The sequence below is a fragment of the Bacillus sp. JAS24-2 genome (assembly GCF_008274905.1).
In the GTDB taxonomy this organism is placed as follows: Bacteria; Bacillota; Bacilli; order Bacillales; family Bacillaceae_G; genus Bacillus_A; species Bacillus_A cereus.
Genome location: NZ_CP031068.1, coordinates 3,989,559 through 4,006,646, shown reverse-complemented (window position 1 = coordinate 4,006,646; position 17,088 = coordinate 3,989,559). Strand labels below are relative to the sequence as shown.

Sequence of the window (17,088 nt, the reverse complement as noted above, 5' to 3'; positions counted from 1 at the left end):
TAAAATGGTAGCAGTAATCATCAAAGGAAATGAAGTTGCGGAGAAAAAACGAGCACAATTAACAGAAGAAGTTGTGAAGTTGAAAGAGCAAGGTATTGTACCAGGATTAGCAGTTATTTTAGTTGGAGAAGATCCAGCATCTCGTTCTTATGTGAAAGGAAAAGAAAAAGGCTGTGAACAAGTAGGGATTTACTCAGAGCTAATTGAACTTCCTGAAACAATTACTGAGGAACGTTTGCTTGCTGAAATCGATCGCTTAAATGGCGATGACCGTATTAATGGCATATTAGTGCAATTACCTTTACCAAAACATATTGAAGAAAAAGCTATCATTGAAAGAATTTCACCAGAAAAGGATGTAGACGGATTTCACCCAATCAGCGTGGGACGTATGATGACGGGACAAGATACATTCCTTCCATGTACACCGCATGGTATTGTAGAATTAGTAAAAGAAACAAATCTTGATATTTCTGGAAAACATGTAGTAGTAATTGGAAGAAGTAATATTGTCGGTAAACCAGTGGGACAATTGTTTTTAAATGAAAATGCCACTGTAACATATTGTCATTCTAAGACGCAAAATATGAAAGAGTTATCGAAGTTAGCTGATATTTTAATCGTAGCTGTTGGACGACCTAAAATGATAACAGCGGATTATATTAAAGAAGGAGCGGTTGTAATTGACGTTGGTGTTAACCGTTTAGAAACAGGAAAACTTTGTGGTGATGTTGACTTTGACAACGTGTTAGATGTTGCGGGTTACATTACACCTGTGCCAAAGGGTGTTGGTCCAATGACAATCACAATGCTTCTTCATAATACTGTTGAATCTGCCAAACGTGCAGGTGTCGTTTGTAAATAATTTGAGTCGGCTATGAGGAGAGAGAAATGGAGAAGCAATATTTAACCGTTACAGCGTTAACACGCTATATAAAAACAAAAATAGAATATGATCCGCATTTGCAGTCTGTTTGGTTAAAAGGTGAAATTTCCAACTTTAAAAATCATAGCCGTGGCCACATGTATTTTACATTGAAAGATGAAAATGCAAGAATCGCAGCGGTTATGTTTGCGGGCCATAATCGTAATATTAAATTCAAACCTGAAAATGGGATGAAGGTACTCGTGAAAGGGAAAATCTCTGTTTACGAGGCGAGTGGTTCTTATCAAATTTATATTCAAGACATGCAGCCTGACGGAGTCGGGAATTTACATTTAGCGTACGAACAGTTAAAAGTTCGTTTAGAAGAAGAAGGACTTTTTTCTCAAGTTTATAAAAAAGCGATTCCTCCTTACGCTAAAACAATAGGTGTGATTACGTCGCCAACAGGAGCAGCGATTCGTGATATTATAACAACGATTAAACGTCGTTATCCAATTGGGAATGTTATTGTATTTCCGGTACTTGTACAAGGGGAGTCAGCGGCTCCCTCGATTGTACAAGCGATTCGTACAGCGAATGAAATGGGAGAGATAGATGTACTAATCGTTGGTCGTGGTGGAGGTTCTATTGAGGAATTATGGGCTTTCAATGAGGAAATGGTTGCAAGAGCAATCTTTAAGAGTGAAATTCCTATTATTTCGGCAGTAGGCCATGAAACGGATTTTACAATCGCAGATTTTGTTGCAGATTTACGCGCGCCAACACCGACTGCAGCAGCTGAGCTGGCAGCACCTAACATTATAGAGTTACAAGAAAAGGTATTACAAAGAACTCTGAGATTGCAAAGAGCAATGAGAGAGTTAGTACATAAAAAAGAAGAAAAACTACAAGTGTTGCAAAAATCGTATGCGTTCCGTTATCCAAGACAAGTATATGAGCAAAAGGAAGAGCAATTAGATAGAGCGCTAGAACAGCTTGTTTTAGCGAAAGAGCGCTATATTGATAAAAAGGTGAATCAGTTAAAGCAACTTTCATTTTATTTAGAGAAGCACCACCCATCTCAAAAAATTATGCAAACGAAGGTAGCTGTTGAAACGTTGCAAAAGCAATTACAACGTGAAATGCAAACGTTACTTCAAACGAAAGAATTTGCCTTTGTAAGAGCTGCTCAAAAACTTGAAGCGTTAAGTCCGCTTAAAGTAATGATGAGAGGGTACGGGCTTGTATATGATGAAGAGAAGCAAGTGTTAAAAAGTGTGAAAGATGTAAGCCTTGGAGATGCTGTTTCAGTTCAATTACAAGATGGAATACTAGATTGTAGCGTATCAGGCATAGAGGAGCGTGAATTGAATAATGGAAAATAAATTAAGCTTTGAAGAGGCAATTTCGCAACTTGAGCATCTTGTTTCTAAGCTAGAACAAGGTGACGTACCTTTAGAAGAAGCGATTTCTTATTTTAAAGAAGGTATGGAATTATCTAAGCTTTGTGATGAGAAGCTGAAGAATGTACAAGAACAAATGGCAGTTATTCTTGGGGAAGATGGAGAGCTTGAACCGTTTACTGCTTTAGGAGATGAAGCATAGTGACGATTGCTTTTGATACTTTTTTGAAAGAAAGTAAAACTTTCGTAGAAGAAAAACTTGTAAGCTATGCAAATGAATTACAATGTCCAAATGTACTTCGTGAAGCGATGGCATATTCTTTGGAAGCGGGTGGAAAACGTCTCCGCCCGTTACTTTTGTTTGCAACATTACAAGCGTTTGGGAAAGAAAGAAATCTTGGAGTAGGTGCAGCTTGTGCTCTTGAAATGATTCATACATATTCATTAGTTCATGATGATTTACCTTGTATGGATGATGATGATTTAAGAAGAGGAAAGCCCACAAATCACAAAGTATTTGGTGAAGCGATGGCAGTTTTAGCAGGAGATGGCTTATTGACGTATGCTTTTCAAGTTATTATGGCATATGAGCAAAAAGAAATTTCTGCCGAAAAAAAAGTAAGACTTGTACTTGAACTTGCAAAAGCAGCAGGACCAGAAGGAATGGTTGGCGGACAAGTGGCAGATATGGAAGCTGAAGGGAAACGCCTTACGATTGATGAATTGGAGTACATCCATAAACATAAGACCGGAAAACTGCTTGAATTTGCTGTACTTGCGGGTGCGATACTTTCTGATGCGACAGAAGAGCAAGAAGAAAAGTTGCTTACGTTTGCCAAATATATCGGTCTAGCTTTCCAAATTCGAGATGATATTTTAGATGTCGAAGGAACTGAAGAAGAGATTGGAAAACCGATTGGTAGCGATCTTTCTAATGAAAAGAGCACATATACAACGTTGTTTACTGTAGATAGAGCAAAGGATATTTTAGAAGAAACAATTGCAGAAGCAAAAGGTGCGATTAGTTCCTTGCAATTACAAGATGAATATTTACTATCTATTTGTGATTTGATTGCAAAACGTAATAACTAATATAACAGCGTTTTCATTTGTTGAGTCATTCATCATTTTATGATATAAATGTAGGAAAAGGTTTTTCTTTTCTTGTTATTGGCAAAAATATATGTAGATTACATTGCCGTTATCACTTCGTGTTAGCGGCTATTTTTTTCATCGCCTAAAGAAATATGGTTTATAATAGGATTAGGGCGCAATAGACTGGTTAATAGCGGGACAAGACGAAAAATAGAAAAGAGAATTTCTTGTTTTGTGTAAATGTTTTTTATAATATTTGACATGTTGACAGATTATGAAATGAAAGTGAGTGATCCATGTGGATCTAACGCAAATTCAAAACCCTAGTTTTTTGAAAGATATGTCTATCAGTGAACTAGAGGGATTGAGTGAGGATATTCGTAAGTTTTTAATTGAAGAGCTCTCTCAAACAGGTGGACATATTGCACCTAATTTAGGTGTAGTAGAACTCACAATTGCTCTGCACAAATTATTTGATAGCCCGCAAGATAAATTTTTATGGGATGTAGGACATCAATCCTATGTACATAAAATTTTAACTGGACGTGCGAAAGAGTTTGGTACATTAAGGCAATATCAAGGTCTATGTGGTTTCCCGAAACGTTGCGAGAGTGAGCACGATGTATGGGAAACTGGTCATAGCTCGACTTCGTTATCGGCTGCAATGGGAATGGCTCTGGCACGTGATTTAAAGAAAACGAAAGAATATGTTATACCAATTATTGGAGATGGTGCTTTAACAGGCGGAATGGCTTTAGAGGCATTGAACCATATTGGACATGAAAAAACAGACATGATTGTTATTTTGAATGATAATGAAATGTCAATTGCACCAAACGTTGGTGCGCTTCATAATGTGCTCGGTCGTTTACGTACCGCAGGAAAATATCACTGGGTAAAAGATGAATTAGAGTATATATTAAAGAAAATCCCAGCAGTTGGCGGGAAAGTGGCTGCGACAGCAGAGAAAATAAAAGATAGTCTTAAATATTTACTAGTATCTGGTGTCTTTTTCGAAGAGTTAGGCTTTACATATTTAGGTCCAGTCGATGGGCATGATTATGAAAAGTTATTCGAAACGTTGCAATATGCAAAGAAAACAAAAGGCCCAGTGCTTGTTCACGTTATTACGAAAAAAGGAAAAGGTTATAAACCGGCTGAGAGTGACGTTATTGGAACTTGGCATGGAACAGGACCTTATAAAATTGAATCAGGTGACTTCGTTAAGCCGAAAGAAGTTGCACCAGCATGGAGTGCTGTCGTTAGTGAAACAGTACTTAAGCTAGCGAGAGCGGATGAGCGTATCGTAGCAATTACACCTGCAATGCCTGTTGGATCAAAACTTGAGAAATTCCAAAAAGAATTCCCAGATCGTATGATTGATGTAGGTATTGCAGAACAGCATGCTACAACAATGGCAGCAGGTATGGCAACGCAAGGAATGAAGCCATTCTTAGCGATTTATTCAACATTTTTACAAAGAGCATATGACCAAGTTGTTCATGATATATGCCGCCAAAATTTAAATGTTTTCATCGGAATAGATCGCTCGGGATTAGTAGGAGCAGATGGTGAAACGCATCAAGGCGTATTTGATATCTCATTCTTACGTCACTTGCCGAATATGGTGCTTATGATGCCGAAAGATGAAAATGAAGGGCAACATTTAGTTTATACGGCGATGCAATATGAAGATGGACCAATCGCATTGCGTTATGCTCGCGGTAATGGACTTGGCGTTCATATGGATAAAGAATTAAAGGCGATTCCAATCGGTACGTGGGAGACGTTAAAAGAGGGGACACAAGCAGCTATTTTAACGTTTGGTACGACAATACCAATGGCAATGGAAGCAGCTGAGCGTCTTGAAAAAGCTGGGGTTTCAGTGAAAGTAGTGAATGCTCGCTTTATTAAACCAATGGATGAAGCATATTTACATGATCTTCTAGGAAAGAATATACCGATTTTAACGATTGAAGAAGCTTGTTTAATCGGTGGTTTTGGAACAGGAGTAGTTGAATTTGCATCTGAAAATGGTTACCATAGTGCATTAGTTGAACGAATGGGTATTCCAGACCGCTTCATAGAGCACGGAAGTGTAACAAAATTATTAGAAGAAATTGGTTTAACGACAGATGCTGTTGTAGACCGTATTCATACAATGATTCCATCAAAACAAAAAAGGGCGTAACAAATGAGCGTAAAAAAAGAAAGAGTAGATGTACTATTAGTAGAGCGAGGACTTATAGAAACGCGTGAGAAAGCAAAGCGCGCCATTATGGCCGGACTCGTATATGCAAATGAGATGAGACTTGATAAGCCAGGAGAGAAAATCTCGCAAGATACTGAGATTACGGTGAAGGGACAAGTTATGCCGTATGTAAGTCGTGGTGGTTATAAACTTGAAAAGGCATTAGAGACATTTCATCTTGATTTACAAGATAAAGTTATGATAGATATTGGTTCATCAACTGGTGGCTTTACAGATTGCGCGCTTCAAAATGGAGCGAAATTATCTTATGCATTAGATGTAGGATACAATCAACTAGCGTGGAAATTACGTCAAGATGAGCGTGTTGTTGTAATGGAACGAACAAACTTCCGTTACGTGACACCAGCAGACTTAGAACGTGGTTTACCTCAATTTGCAAGTATTGATGTTTCATTTATATCATTAAAGCTTATACTGCCAGTTTTAAAAACAATGCTTATGCCTAACGGAGATGTAGCAGCGTTAATTAAACCGCAGTTTGAAGCTGGAAGAGAGCAAGTTGGGAAAAAAGGTATCGTTCGTGATAGAAAAGTACATGAAGCTGTTGTAGAAATGATTGTCGAGTTTGCTTTAAAAGAAGGCTATGATGTGGAAGGTTTAACATTCTCACCAATTACGGGTGGGGATGGTAATATTGAATTTTTAATTCATCTGAAATGGCATGGTGAACGTGAGAATGGCGAAAATCATTCTCCGATTTCTATAGAGCAAGTTGTTACAGAAGCGCATGACGTTCTAAAACAAAAAGGGAAAGGGGAATAACATATGTTGTTCCTCTTTTTGCTGTAATTGTATAATGATTGTAAAAACAATTGTGTACAAGAAACGAATTATAAGTTAACATAAATAAGTGAAGTATACCAATGTTTAAACTATGGTAAGAGATAGTGTGAGGTGCAAATGTATGAATAAAGGTCAGCGCCATATTAAAATCAGGGAAATTATTGCAAACAAAGAAATTGAAACACAAGATGAATTAGTTGATATTTTACGTAATGAGGGATTTAATGTAACGCAAGCAACAGTATCGCGCGATATTAAAGAACTGCACTTAGTGAAGGTGCCATTACATGATGGGCGCTATAAATATAGCTTGCCAGCAGATCAACGATTTAACCCGTTACAAAAATTAAAACGAAATCTAGTGGATTCATTTGTAAAATTAGACACGGCAGGACATATGCTTGTGCTAAAAACATTGCCTGGTAACGCTCATTCACTTGGAGCACTTATTGATCATTTAGAGTGGGATGAGATCATCGGAACCATCTGTGGTGATGATACTTGCTTAATTATTTGCCGTACACCTGACGATACAGGTGTTGTCTCTGATCGTTTCTTAAATATGTTGTAACAAAAAATCTTGTTTGCTTTCCATCGTAAAGTGGAAAGTGAACAAGATATTTTTATTGGTTAAAAATATGAATTTTCAATTGTAATATAATATTTTGTTTGCATAAAGTTAAAAAATAGATGGATTGACCCGTAAAACAAATGTTTGGTACAATGAAGCGGGTTAGAAGAGTATATACATACAAATATATAGCATGATTATTTGAATGAAGAACTGAGAAAATCCTTTAGTAAGGGATTATTTTATAACGAGGTGAATGGGGCATTGTTATCGGAATTATCGATTAGAAACTTTGCTATTATTGAAGCATTAAATATTTCTTTTCAAAAAGGTTTAACGGTTTTAAGCGGTGAAACAGGGGCCGGAAAATCGATTATTATTGATGCAATTAGTTTACTTGTAGGTGGCCGTGGGTCAGCAGAATTTGTTCGATATGGAACAGAAAAGGCTGAGATTGAAGGGCTATTTTATGTTGAAGATGAGAAGCATCCATGTATTGAAAAGGCAGAAGAGTTAGATATAGAAATAGAAGATGGTATGATTATTTTAAAGCGTGATATTGCTGCGAACGGGAAGAGTGTATGTCGTGTAAATGGGAAGCTTGTTACACTTAGCATATTAAAAGAAATTGGGAAAACACTTGTTGATATTCATGGACAGCACGAAACGCAAGATTTAATGAATGAAGAACGACATCTGTTTATGCTTGATCACTTTGATGGGGATCGAATCGTTAAACAATTAGACATATATCAAAACGTATACGCTGACTATGAAAAATTAAAAAAACAATTGAAATCGTTAAGTGAAAATGAGCAACAAATGGCACATCGCTTAGATTTAATTCAATTTCAGCACGAGGAAATTCGCAAGGCGGATTTAAAGATGGATGAAGAAAATGAATTAACTGAGGAACGATTGCAAATTTCTAATTTTGAAAAGATTTATAAAGCGTTAGGTGATGCATATCGTTCTTTAAGTGCCGACGGACAAGGATTAGATAATGTAAGAAGTGCAATGGGGCAAATGGAAAGTATTACACATTTAGATGAAGTGTATCAAGAGAATCATGATTCAATTGCAAATAGCTATTACTTATTAGAAGAGGTTGCCTATCAACTGAGGGAAAAGCTCGATATGATGGAATATGATCCAAATCGTTTAGATGAAATTGAAACACGTTTGAATGAAATTCGTATGCTAAAGAGAAAATATGGAAATAATGTAGAAGAGATTTTAGCGTATGCTGATAAAATTGAACAGGAAATTTTTACGATTGAAAATAAAGACGTTCATATTGAAACGACGAAGAAACAGTTGAAGGAATTAGAAAGTGTTATTATGAAAGAAGCAACGTTGTTAAGTAATATGCGTCATGAGCTTGCAGAACACCTTACAAATGCAATTCATCAGGAATTAAAAGAATTATATATGGAAAAAACGAAATTTGAAGTGAGAATTATGAAGAGAGAAGGAAATGCAGAAGAGCCCCTTGTGGAAGGTGCGCCGGTAAGACTTACGGCGGATGGTTACGATCATGTGGAATTTTATATTTCAACGAACCCAGGAGAGCCGCTAAAACCACTTTCAAAGGTTGCTTCTGGCGGAGAGTTATCTCGTATCATTTTAGCTTTAAAAAGCATTTTTTCTAAGCATCAAGGGGTTGCATCTGTTATTTTTGATGAAGTGGATACGGGTGTAAGTGGCCGGGTCGCACAGGCTATTGCGGAAAAAATTTATCGAGTATCAGTAAACTCGCAAGTACTTTGTATTACGCACTTACCTCAAGTAGCTTCAATGGCGGATTCACATTTATTTATTCGAAAACAAGTAGCGAATGATCGGACAATTACATCAGTTACTGTTTTAACTATGGAGGATAAAGTAACAGAAATAGCTCGAATGATTTCTGGTGTGGAAATCACAGATTTAACGACAGAGCATGCGAAAGAATTACTTACGCAAGCGCATCATTTTAAACAGACAGCAGAGGCTATCCAGTAATGGATAGCTTTTTTTCTCAAATGACGATTTCTTAATTCTTCCGGTTATAAATAAAGCACTGCAAGGAGAGATTAAAAAGTGAAGCCAAGAGGCTGAATGTGGGGTAGGAGCGAGGAGAGTGAACAAGTTGAAATTAGAAAAATTTCGAAAAATAATAGGTCTTTGTCTCCTTGTTTCTTTAGTTTTTATTGGATGTTTTAAACCGCTTCGAACGTTTATTTCATCACCGAAACAACTTGTTGTTTTTGAAGGGCAACAATCAGAAATATCATCATTACCAGTTTTCAAAGCTTCATCCACAAATCGTCATGTATTTACAGTGAGTTCGAATGAACAAAAACAAGGACTTATGGTAAATTCTCATCAAAATGGTGAAGCTGATATGGTATTTCAGCTTGCTGGTTTTCCAGTGAAAAAAGTAAATGTGAAAGTGTTAAAAGATTTTAAAGTGATTCCAGGTGGACAATCAATTGGTGTGAAATTAAATACAAAAGGTGTACTTGTTGTAGGCCATCATTTAATTCAAACTGAAAAAGGTAAAATATCTCCTGGTGAAACAGCAGGTGTACAAATTGGAGATATGATTACTGAAATTAATGGTAAAACAATTGAAAGAATGAGTGATGTAGCACCGTTTATTCATAATAGTGGAGAAACAGGTGAACCGCTTAATCTTGTATTGTTAAGAGATGGAAAATATATTCGTACGAAGCTAACTCCACAAAAAGACAACGGTGAATCGTCTTATCGAATTGGCTTGTATATCCGTGATTCGGCAGCTGGAATTGGAACGATGACATTTGTTCATCCAGATTCTATGAAATATGGGGCACTTGGTCATGTTATTTCTGATAATGATACGAAAAAGCCGATTCAAGTCGAAGATGGACAAATTATGCGCTCGACAGTTACATCAATTGAAAGAGGTAGTCATGGGAATCCAGGGGAGAAATTAGCAAGATTCTCACCAGACCGTGAAGTGATTGGCAATATTACAATTAATAGTCCATATGGTATTTTTGGAAAATTAAATACGAATATGAAAAACGGTATAATGGATAAAGCAATGCCTATCGCATTATCTCATCAAGTAAAAGAAGGACCGGCAAAAATATTAACAGTTATTGATCAAGATAAAGTAGAAGCGTTTGATATTGAAGTTGTTAGTACAGTGCAGCAAAAATTCCCAGCCACAAAGGGTATGGTAATAAAAGTAACAGATAAACGTCTATTAGCGAAAACGGGCGGTATCGTACAAGGAATGAGCGGAAGTCCAATTGTACAAAATGGAAAAGTAATTGGTGCTGTTACACATGTATTTGTAAATGATCCAACATCAGGATATGGTGTTCATATTGAATGGATGTTACATCAAGCTGGAATTAATATTTATGATCAAGAGAAAAAAGCGAGCTAATATATATTATTAGCTCGCTTTTTCTGTTGAAAAATTCGTTGAAATTTTGTAAAAGCTCCGCAAGAGGTGTTTTTTGTTGTAAAATAAAAGGAAAGGGTTGAACGTTTCGTTGTATTTCTATGATGGAATGTGTTGCGAAAGGGAATAAATGAACGATAAACATATTTTTTTGTGATTTTATCGGAAAGTAAGAAACTTTAAAAGGGAATTTTCACACAATTGTCGAACAATTCATGTAGCCTAGAAGGATACACATGTCGGAGAATCGATTCGGTAAGGGAGGAAAAGCTGTGGAGAAAATTAAAGTATGTCTTGTGGATGATAATAAAGAACTAGTATCAATGTTAGAGAGCTATGTAGCCGCTCAAGATGATATGGAAGTAATCGGTACTGCTTATAATGGTCAAGAGTGTTTAAACTTATTAACAGATAAGCAACCTGATGTACTCGTTTTAGACATTATTATGCCACACTTAGATGGTTTAGCTGTATTGGAGAAAATGCGACATATTGAAAGGTTAAAACAGCCTAGCGTAATTATGTTGACAGCATTTGGCCAAGAAGATGTGACGAAAAAAGCAGTTGACTTAGGTGCCTCATATTTCATATTAAAACCATTTGATATGGAGAATTTAACGAGTCATATTCGTCAAGTGAGTGGTAAAGCAAACACTATGATTAAGCGTCCACTACCATCATTCCGATCAGCCACAACAGTAGATGGAAAACCGAAAAACTTAGATGCGAGTATTACGAGTATCATTCATGAAATTGGTGTACCCGCTCATATTAAAGGATATATGTATTTACGAGAAGCAATCTCCATGGTATACAATGATATCGAATTATTAGGATCGATTACGAAAGTATTGTATCCAGATATCGCAAAGAAATATAATACAACAGCAAGCCGTGTGGAGCGCGCAATTCGTCACGCAATTGAAGTAGCTTGGAGCCGTGGGAATATTGATTCTATTTCGTCCTTATTCGGTTATACAGTATCCATGTCAAAAGCAAAACCTACGAATTCTGAGTTTATCGCAATGGTTGCGGATAAGCTGAGACTTGAACATAAAGCTAGTTGAGAGTAAAAGTAGTAAGGGATTTAAGCTTTAGTAAAGCTTAATAATTCTTGAAATTGATACTCGATATCAAATTTAAAACCAATGAACTTTTTATTTAAAGACCAATGAATGTTATAATTCGTTGGTCTTTTTATTTTGTTGAGAAAAAGAGATTATTTGATAGTATGGAAAATAAAACCTATTTTTAGTAATATTACATGTAAGTGAGTTTTTTATAAGGCAATAAAATAGATATAGATAGGGAGAAGGGGAATGGAAAATAAAATTTCAACTTGGCTAGGAATAGTAGCAGCTATGGGAGTTCTTGCTATTGCAGTTACATTTGGAATGTTAGAACTTGCAGATAATCCCGTAGATAAAGAAGTGAGTGCTCAAATAGATAAAAAAGAAGACCAAACAATAGTAGGTAGAGAGGTAGATGGGGTCTTTGTTGATGTGTATGTTACTGAAAATTCTACTGAAAGCGAAGTCATTACAGCGATGCATCGCATGACTCATCAAAAAGTGGTGGCAGAACGAAAATCGGGCTCTATCCCAATGATTCAAAGTAATACTAAAAAATTAAAAGAAATTATAAATAAGAGTAGCTTTGCGAAGAAAAATGAACTTTTAGCAATTGCTGATAGATGGGCGAAAAAAGATTTTAGTAAAATTGTAGAAGATCACAATTATTTCTCAGATGCTCAAGAAGATAGCGTTTGTAAAGCAACTAGAGCAATGGATGCGTTAGAAGAGCAACATTATATTTTAACTACATTCGGGGAGGAAAAAGCGAAAGAACTATACGAATCAGGGGATGCTCCGCACGTTCAATAAAAACAATATAAAGGGCTTCTAGTTTTTTTATGATCGTGTTTTTAGGACGCAATGGGGACTTATAAATAAATGGTCTGCTTTCTTTATGACGTGTAACAAAAAAGAAAAGATGTAATTCATTATTAAATGATGAAGGAACGGCTAAATCACATCGTAGTACATCTGTTAAAGGATTTTAGTAGGAAAGGCATCCGTGATATAATAGAAAATAATAAAAAGTCCTGCAAAACAGGACTGTATTATTCTTCGTCTTTATTTTGTTTTTCTAATTCAACTAGTTTTTGAATTAAAATGTGCTGCGGCATATGCATGAGTTGTTCAAGTGGAACACCTAGTGCTTTTGATAAGCGGACTGCAGTATCTGGAGAGATTTGTAATGGTCTCATAGAAGTACCTCCTTTTTCGTATAGTATAGCATAAGATTGGGGGAGTGAGGATGACTCTTATATTTGCACATCGTGGTGCGGCTGGAACGTACCCAGAAAATACAATGATTTCATTTGAAGCAGCTGAGTCTTTTAGAGCGGATGGAATTGAACTTGATGTTCAATTAACGAAAGATGGAAAAGTTGTCGTCATTCACGATGAAACGGTGGACCGGACAACAAATGGAAAAGGTGCGGTTCGGAATTATGTATATGAGGACTTATGCAAGTTAGATGCAAGTTATAAATTTGGTGATAAAGTAGGTTTTTGTAAAATACCACTTTTAGAAGAGGTATTAGAATGGCTTGAACAAACGAGTTTGCTACTTAATATTGAACTTAAAAATAATAAAATTCCATACAGAGGTTTAGAGGAAGAAGTTATAACGCTTGTACGGAAATTTAGTCTAGAGGATCGTGTTATATTTTCTTCGTTTAATCACTACAGTATGAAACGGTGCCATATGATGGCTCCTGATATTCAAACAGCAATTTTATATCGCGAAGGTTTGCATAGTCCGTGGGCATACGCGAAAAAAATGGGGGCTACAGCAGTACATCCGAATTATCGTTATCTTCAAGATGCTATTGCCGAACTAACGATGGAAAGTGGTGTAGAAGTTCGCCCTTATACAATTAATGAAGAAACGCTTATGCGTAAATATTTTGATATGAATATATCGGCGATTATTACTGATTACCCTGAAACGGCAAGAACGTTATTGCCAATAAAAAAATGAGACCGCGTGTAACGGTCTCATTTTTTTATTTATAAATAGTGGGGTATTCCTATCTTCTAAAGCGAGCTTGTACTTTATTTCGTTTGCGATCTCGGTGCAAGACGAAGCCACCAAAGATATAAAACCCGAGCGCGAAGCAGAGAGCGCCGATTAAAAATTGTAACCACAGTATAGAAATTGGTGGAAATAGAATCCCGAATACAGTATCTCTCATTAACTTTATACCAAACACAGCTAATGAAATAGGGATGAGTGCTAATAGTAGAGCAACGTAACGCTGCATACATAACGCTCCTTTTCAGATTATTTCGTATATTTTAATGATGTTATACGGAAAGGGGGTTTGTCAAGAGGGTGCTGAACGAGTAAGATAAGGGTGTGAAAAAATTTGCAGAGTTACTTCGAGAGGAAGTGTAATATATGAAACAAAAAGTATTAATTGTTGGTGCAGGTGAAGGCGGGAGCGCGCTGCTGAATCTGTTACAAAGTTCGAATATATTTCAAATTATAGGGATTATTGATATAAATCCGTTGGCAAAAGGACTACAAATTGCTAAGGAATACGGGATTGCAATTGGAGAAAGTGTAACTCCATTTCTTTCTATGCATATCGATGTAATATTTGATATGACAGGTGAAGATGATGTACATAAAGTTTTATTAGAAAAAAAGAAAAAAGACACTCTTCTTATACCAGGTGATATCGCAAAAATTGTTACAGGATTAGCGCATGAGAAGGAAGGGCTAATTGGGCGGTTAGAGGAACAGACGCAACAAGGAGAATTAATTTTAAATTCTACACATGACGGCATGATTGTAATTGATCGAGAGGGACAAGTTCGTCTTTTTAATAAAAGTGCAGAGCGTATTATCGGATATAAAAAAGAAGAGGCGATAGGAAAGTATATTTTAGAAGTCATTCCAACTAGTAAATTACTTCGCATTATACGTACGAAACAAATAGAAGTAAATTATGAACTGACATTAGAGAATGGAAAGAAAATTATTACAACGCGTATTCCAATATTAAAAGAAGGAGGAGAGGTACAAGGGGCATTTGCAATTTTTAAAGATATAACAGAAGTTGTAGATCTTGCGGAAGAAGTTACAGACTTAAAAGAAATTCAAACACTATTAGAGGCAATTATTAACTCATCTGAAGAAGCGATTTCGGTTGTGGATGAAAAAGGAAGAGGTTTAGTCATTAACCCAGCATATACGAAATTAACGGGTTTAACAGAAGAAGATATTATTGGGAAGCCTGCTACAACTGATATTGTAGAAGGCGAAAGTATGCATATGAAAGTACTTCGAACGCGTCGTGCGGTGCGCGGAATACATATGAAGATTGGGCAAAAAAAGCGAGATGTAATTGTAAACGTAGCACCAGTTATTGTGGATGGAATATTGAAAGGAAGCGTCGGTGTTATCCGTGACGTGTCGGAAATTCAAAAATTAACAAATGAATTGAATAGAGCAAGGCAAATTATTCGTACATTAGAAGCAAAATATTCATTTGATGATATTGTCGGAAATTCAGATGAAACAACGGCAGCTATCGAACAGGCGAAGCTAGGAGCGAATACACCAGCAACAGTACTGTTACGCGGGGAATCTGGGACTGGTAAAGAATTGTTTGCACATGCAATCCATAATGGAAGTAATCGAAAATACAATAAGTTCGTCCGTGTAAACTGTGCGGCCATTTCGGAGACGTTGTTAGAAAGTGAATTATTTGGTTATGAGGAAGGGGCGTTTTCTGGAGCGAAAAGAGGCGGGAAACGTGGGTTCTTTGAGGAAGCGAATAACGGTAGTATTTTTTTAGATGAAATAGGGGAGTTGTCTGCAAATACACAAGCGAAACTCCTTCGTGTATTGCAGGAAAAAGAAATTGTAAAAGTTGGTGGAACGAAAGCGATACCTATTAATGTTCGAGTAATTGCAGCGACACATGTGAATTTAGAAAAGGCTATTCTAGAAGGGAAGTTTAGGGAGGATTTATATTATCGATTAAATAAAATTCCAATTCAAATTCCATCTCTTCGTCAACGTAAAGGAGATATACCGACAATTGCGGACAGATTGATTCAAAAAATTAATCAAGATTACGGTCGTAATGTAGAAGGGCTCACTGATTCAGCCGTTTTATATTTACAATCATACGAATGGCCAGGAAATGTGAGGGAACTTGAAAATATTTTGGGGAGAGCTATTATCTTTATGAATTATAACGAGACCTATATTGATGTACACCATTTACCGCCATTACATAACGAAGAGCAGGTGGAGTCAAAGCAATCTCATTTATTACCTGAATTAGAAGAAAAGCCACTTGAACATTTAGTGACAGAGTTTGAAGGGAATATTATTTATGAATATTTGGAGAGATTTGATGGGAATAAAACACAAACTGCAAAAGCGTTAGGAATTTCCGTTCGAAATTTATATTACAAGCTAGAAAAGTATGACCATGCAAAAAATAGCATGCAATAAATTGCGTACCGTGCAATTTATTGCATGGTATACAAAAAGCGACAAAATAAGACAGAATCTTTCGTTGTTTTCCAAAGTATTGATTTTACTGCATTTTGAATGCGTTTTCATTATTGGTAAGACCACTTTTAAAAGTTGGCACGGTATTTGCTTTATAAATAGACGAGGGACGACGGAAAGGGTTGATTACAAAATATGAAGTTAGAATACTTAATTGATCAAGCAGCAGGAAAGCCTAAAAAAACTGTGGCTGTAGCAGTAGCTGAAGATCATGAAGTAATTGAAGCTGTAGCGAAAGCAATTAAATTACAGCTAGCTCAATTTCGTCTATATGGAAATCAAGAAAAAATAATGGGGATGCTACAAGAACATGGTTTACAAACTTCAGAACATGTTGAAGTGATTGCAGCAATGTCTAGTGCTGAAGCTGCAGAACTTTCTGTTAAAGCTGTGAGAAATGGTGAAGCAGATGTGCTTATGAAGGGGAACATCCCAACAGCGAATATTTTGAAGGCTGTGTTAAACAAAGAGTGGGGCCTACGTAAAGGGAGCGTACTTTCACATGTAGCAGCATTTGAAGTTCAAAATTACGACCGTCTTATTTTCGTTACAGATGCAGCGATGAACATCGCACCTGACGTAACACAAAAAGCTGCTATTATAAAAAATACTGTAGAAGTTGCCCAGGCAATAGGAATCGACTTGCCCAAAGTGGCACCAATCGCAGCAGTAGAAGTTGTGAATCCAGCGATGCAGGCGACAATTGATGCAGCGATGTTAACACAAATGAATCGCCGCGGACAAATTAAAGATTGTATCGTTGATGGACCACTTGCTTTAGATAATGCAGTATCACAAATTGCAGCAGAGCATAAAGGCATAGTAAGTGATGTAGCAGGTAAGGCAGATATTTTACTCGTCCCAACGATTGAAGCTGGAAATGTGCTATATAAATCACTCGTATACTTTGCGGATGCAAAAGTAGGAGCAATGATTGCTGGCGCAAAAGCACCGATTGTTTTAACATCTCGTGCTGATTCAGCAGAAACAAAAGTATATTCATTAGCATTGGCAGTTGCGACTGCTTCAAAATAAACCAAAAAGGGTAAAACATTAGGG

At 36.6% G+C, this 17,088-nt stretch carries 16 protein-coding genes; 14 read left to right on the top strand and 2 right to left on the bottom strand.

All coding sequences use genetic code 11. From position 1 onward, the window contains the following. The first annotated feature begins 4 nt into the window (after positions 1–4). From folD to DN407_RS20645, 11 genes are all read left to right on the top strand, one after another. Entirely contained in the window at positions 5–865 is an 861-nt protein-coding gene (gene folD / locus DN407_RS20700) for a bifunctional methylenetetrahydrofolate dehydrogenase/methenyltetrahydrofolate cyclohydrolase FolD (RefSeq protein WP_000226732.1), read from the top strand. 26 nt (positions 866–891) lie between these two features. Beyond that, the gene (gene xseA / locus DN407_RS20695; protein ID WP_000415249.1) at positions 892–2,250 is read left to right on the top strand and encodes an exodeoxyribonuclease VII large subunit; all 1,359 of its coding nucleotides are present in this window, start codon (positions 892–894) and stop codon (positions 2,248–2,250) included. Beyond that, positions 2,240–2,470 carry an exodeoxyribonuclease VII small subunit gene (gene xseB, locus DN407_RS20690; protein ID WP_000428423.1) on the top strand — a complete coding sequence of 77 codons (231 nt, stop codon included), beginning with the start codon at positions 2,240–2,242 and terminating at the stop codon, positions 2,468–2,470. The genes xseA and xseB overlap by 11 nt, the downstream gene beginning before the upstream one ends. Beyond that, entirely contained in the window at positions 2,470–3,360 is an 891-nt protein-coding gene (ispA, locus tag DN407_RS20685) for a (2E,6E)-farnesyl diphosphate synthase (protein ID WP_000150374.1), read from the top strand. Before xseB ends, ispA begins: the two co-directional genes overlap by 1 nt. A 301-nt stretch (positions 3,361–3,661) precedes the next feature. Continuing rightward, positions 3,662–5,554, top strand: a complete 1,893-nt coding sequence (gene dxs, locus DN407_RS20680; protein WP_000366454.1) for a 1-deoxy-D-xylulose-5-phosphate synthase — start codon at positions 3,662–3,664, stop codon at positions 5,552–5,554. Positions 5,555–5,557: 3 nt separating this feature from the next. Next, entirely contained in the window at positions 5,558–6,397 is an 840-nt protein-coding gene (locus DN407_RS20675; RefSeq protein ID WP_000111874.1) for a TlyA family RNA methyltransferase, read from the top strand. A 142-nt stretch (positions 6,398–6,539) separates the two neighbouring features. Beyond that, on the top strand, positions 6,540–6,989 hold the full coding sequence (gene argR, locus DN407_RS20670; RefSeq protein ID WP_001032580.1) for an arginine repressor ArgR: 450 nt from the start codon (positions 6,540–6,542) through the stop codon (positions 6,987–6,989). 264 nt (positions 6,990–7,253) lie between these two features. Further along, on the top strand, positions 7,254–8,993 hold the full coding sequence (gene recN / locus DN407_RS20665; RefSeq protein WP_000947765.1) for a DNA repair protein RecN: 1,740 nt from the start codon (positions 7,254–7,256) through the stop codon (positions 8,991–8,993). 118 nt (positions 8,994–9,111) lie between these two features. Further along, positions 9,112–10,410 (top strand): SpoIVB peptidase, encoded by a 1,299-nt coding sequence (gene spoIVB, locus DN407_RS20660; RefSeq protein WP_002000940.1) that lies wholly within the window; start codon positions 9,112–9,114, stop codon positions 10,408–10,410. Positions 10,411–10,700: 290 nt separating this feature from the next. Beyond that, on the top strand, positions 10,701–11,495 hold the full coding sequence (gene spo0A, locus DN407_RS20650; RefSeq protein WP_021727703.1) for a sporulation transcription factor Spo0A: 795 nt from the start codon (positions 10,701–10,703) through the stop codon (positions 11,493–11,495). 252 nt (positions 11,496–11,747) lie between these two features. Next, on the top strand, positions 11,748–12,311 hold the full coding sequence (locus tag DN407_RS20645) for a PRK06770 family protein (protein ID WP_000428232.1): 564 nt from the start codon (positions 11,748–11,750) through the stop codon (positions 12,309–12,311). Positions 12,312–12,550: 239 nt separating this feature from the next. Here the strand turns inward: DN407_RS20645 and DN407_RS20640 are convergent, their stop codons facing one another. Next, complete coding sequence (locus DN407_RS20640) at positions 12,551–12,697, bottom strand: YycC family protein (protein ID WP_001247671.1); 147 nt, start codon at positions 12,695–12,697, stop codon at positions 12,551–12,553. A 50-nt stretch (positions 12,698–12,747) separates the two neighbouring features. On the opposite strand from DN407_RS20640, the gene DN407_RS20635 reads away from it, so the two are divergent. Continuing rightward, positions 12,748–13,476: a glycerophosphodiester phosphodiesterase gene (locus tag DN407_RS20635; RefSeq protein ID WP_000172580.1), complete on the top strand. Its 729-nt coding sequence runs from the start codon at positions 12,748–12,750 to the stop codon at positions 13,474–13,476. Between the two features lie 49 nt (positions 13,477–13,525). Here the strand turns inward: DN407_RS20635 and DN407_RS20630 are convergent, their stop codons facing one another. After that, positions 13,526–13,759 carry a DUF2627 domain-containing protein gene (locus DN407_RS20630; protein ID WP_001190210.1) on the bottom strand — a complete coding sequence of 78 codons (234 nt, stop codon included), beginning with the start codon at positions 13,757–13,759 and terminating at the stop codon, positions 13,526–13,528. A gap of 137 nt (positions 13,760–13,896) precedes the next feature. On the opposite strand from DN407_RS20630, the gene DN407_RS20625 reads away from it, so the two are divergent. Both DN407_RS20625 and yqiS read left to right on the top strand, forming a co-directional pair. Then, positions 13,897–15,969 carry a sigma-54 interaction domain-containing protein gene (locus DN407_RS20625; RefSeq protein WP_000810974.1) on the top strand — a complete coding sequence of 691 codons (2,073 nt, stop codon included), beginning with the start codon at positions 13,897–13,899 and terminating at the stop codon, positions 15,967–15,969. Between the two features lie 195 nt (positions 15,970–16,164). Then, positions 16,165–17,064, top strand: a complete 900-nt coding sequence (gene yqiS, locus DN407_RS20615; RefSeq protein WP_149216613.1) for a phosphate butyryltransferase — start codon at positions 16,165–16,167, stop codon at positions 17,062–17,064. The last annotated feature ends 24 nt before the right edge of the window (positions 17,065–17,088 follow it).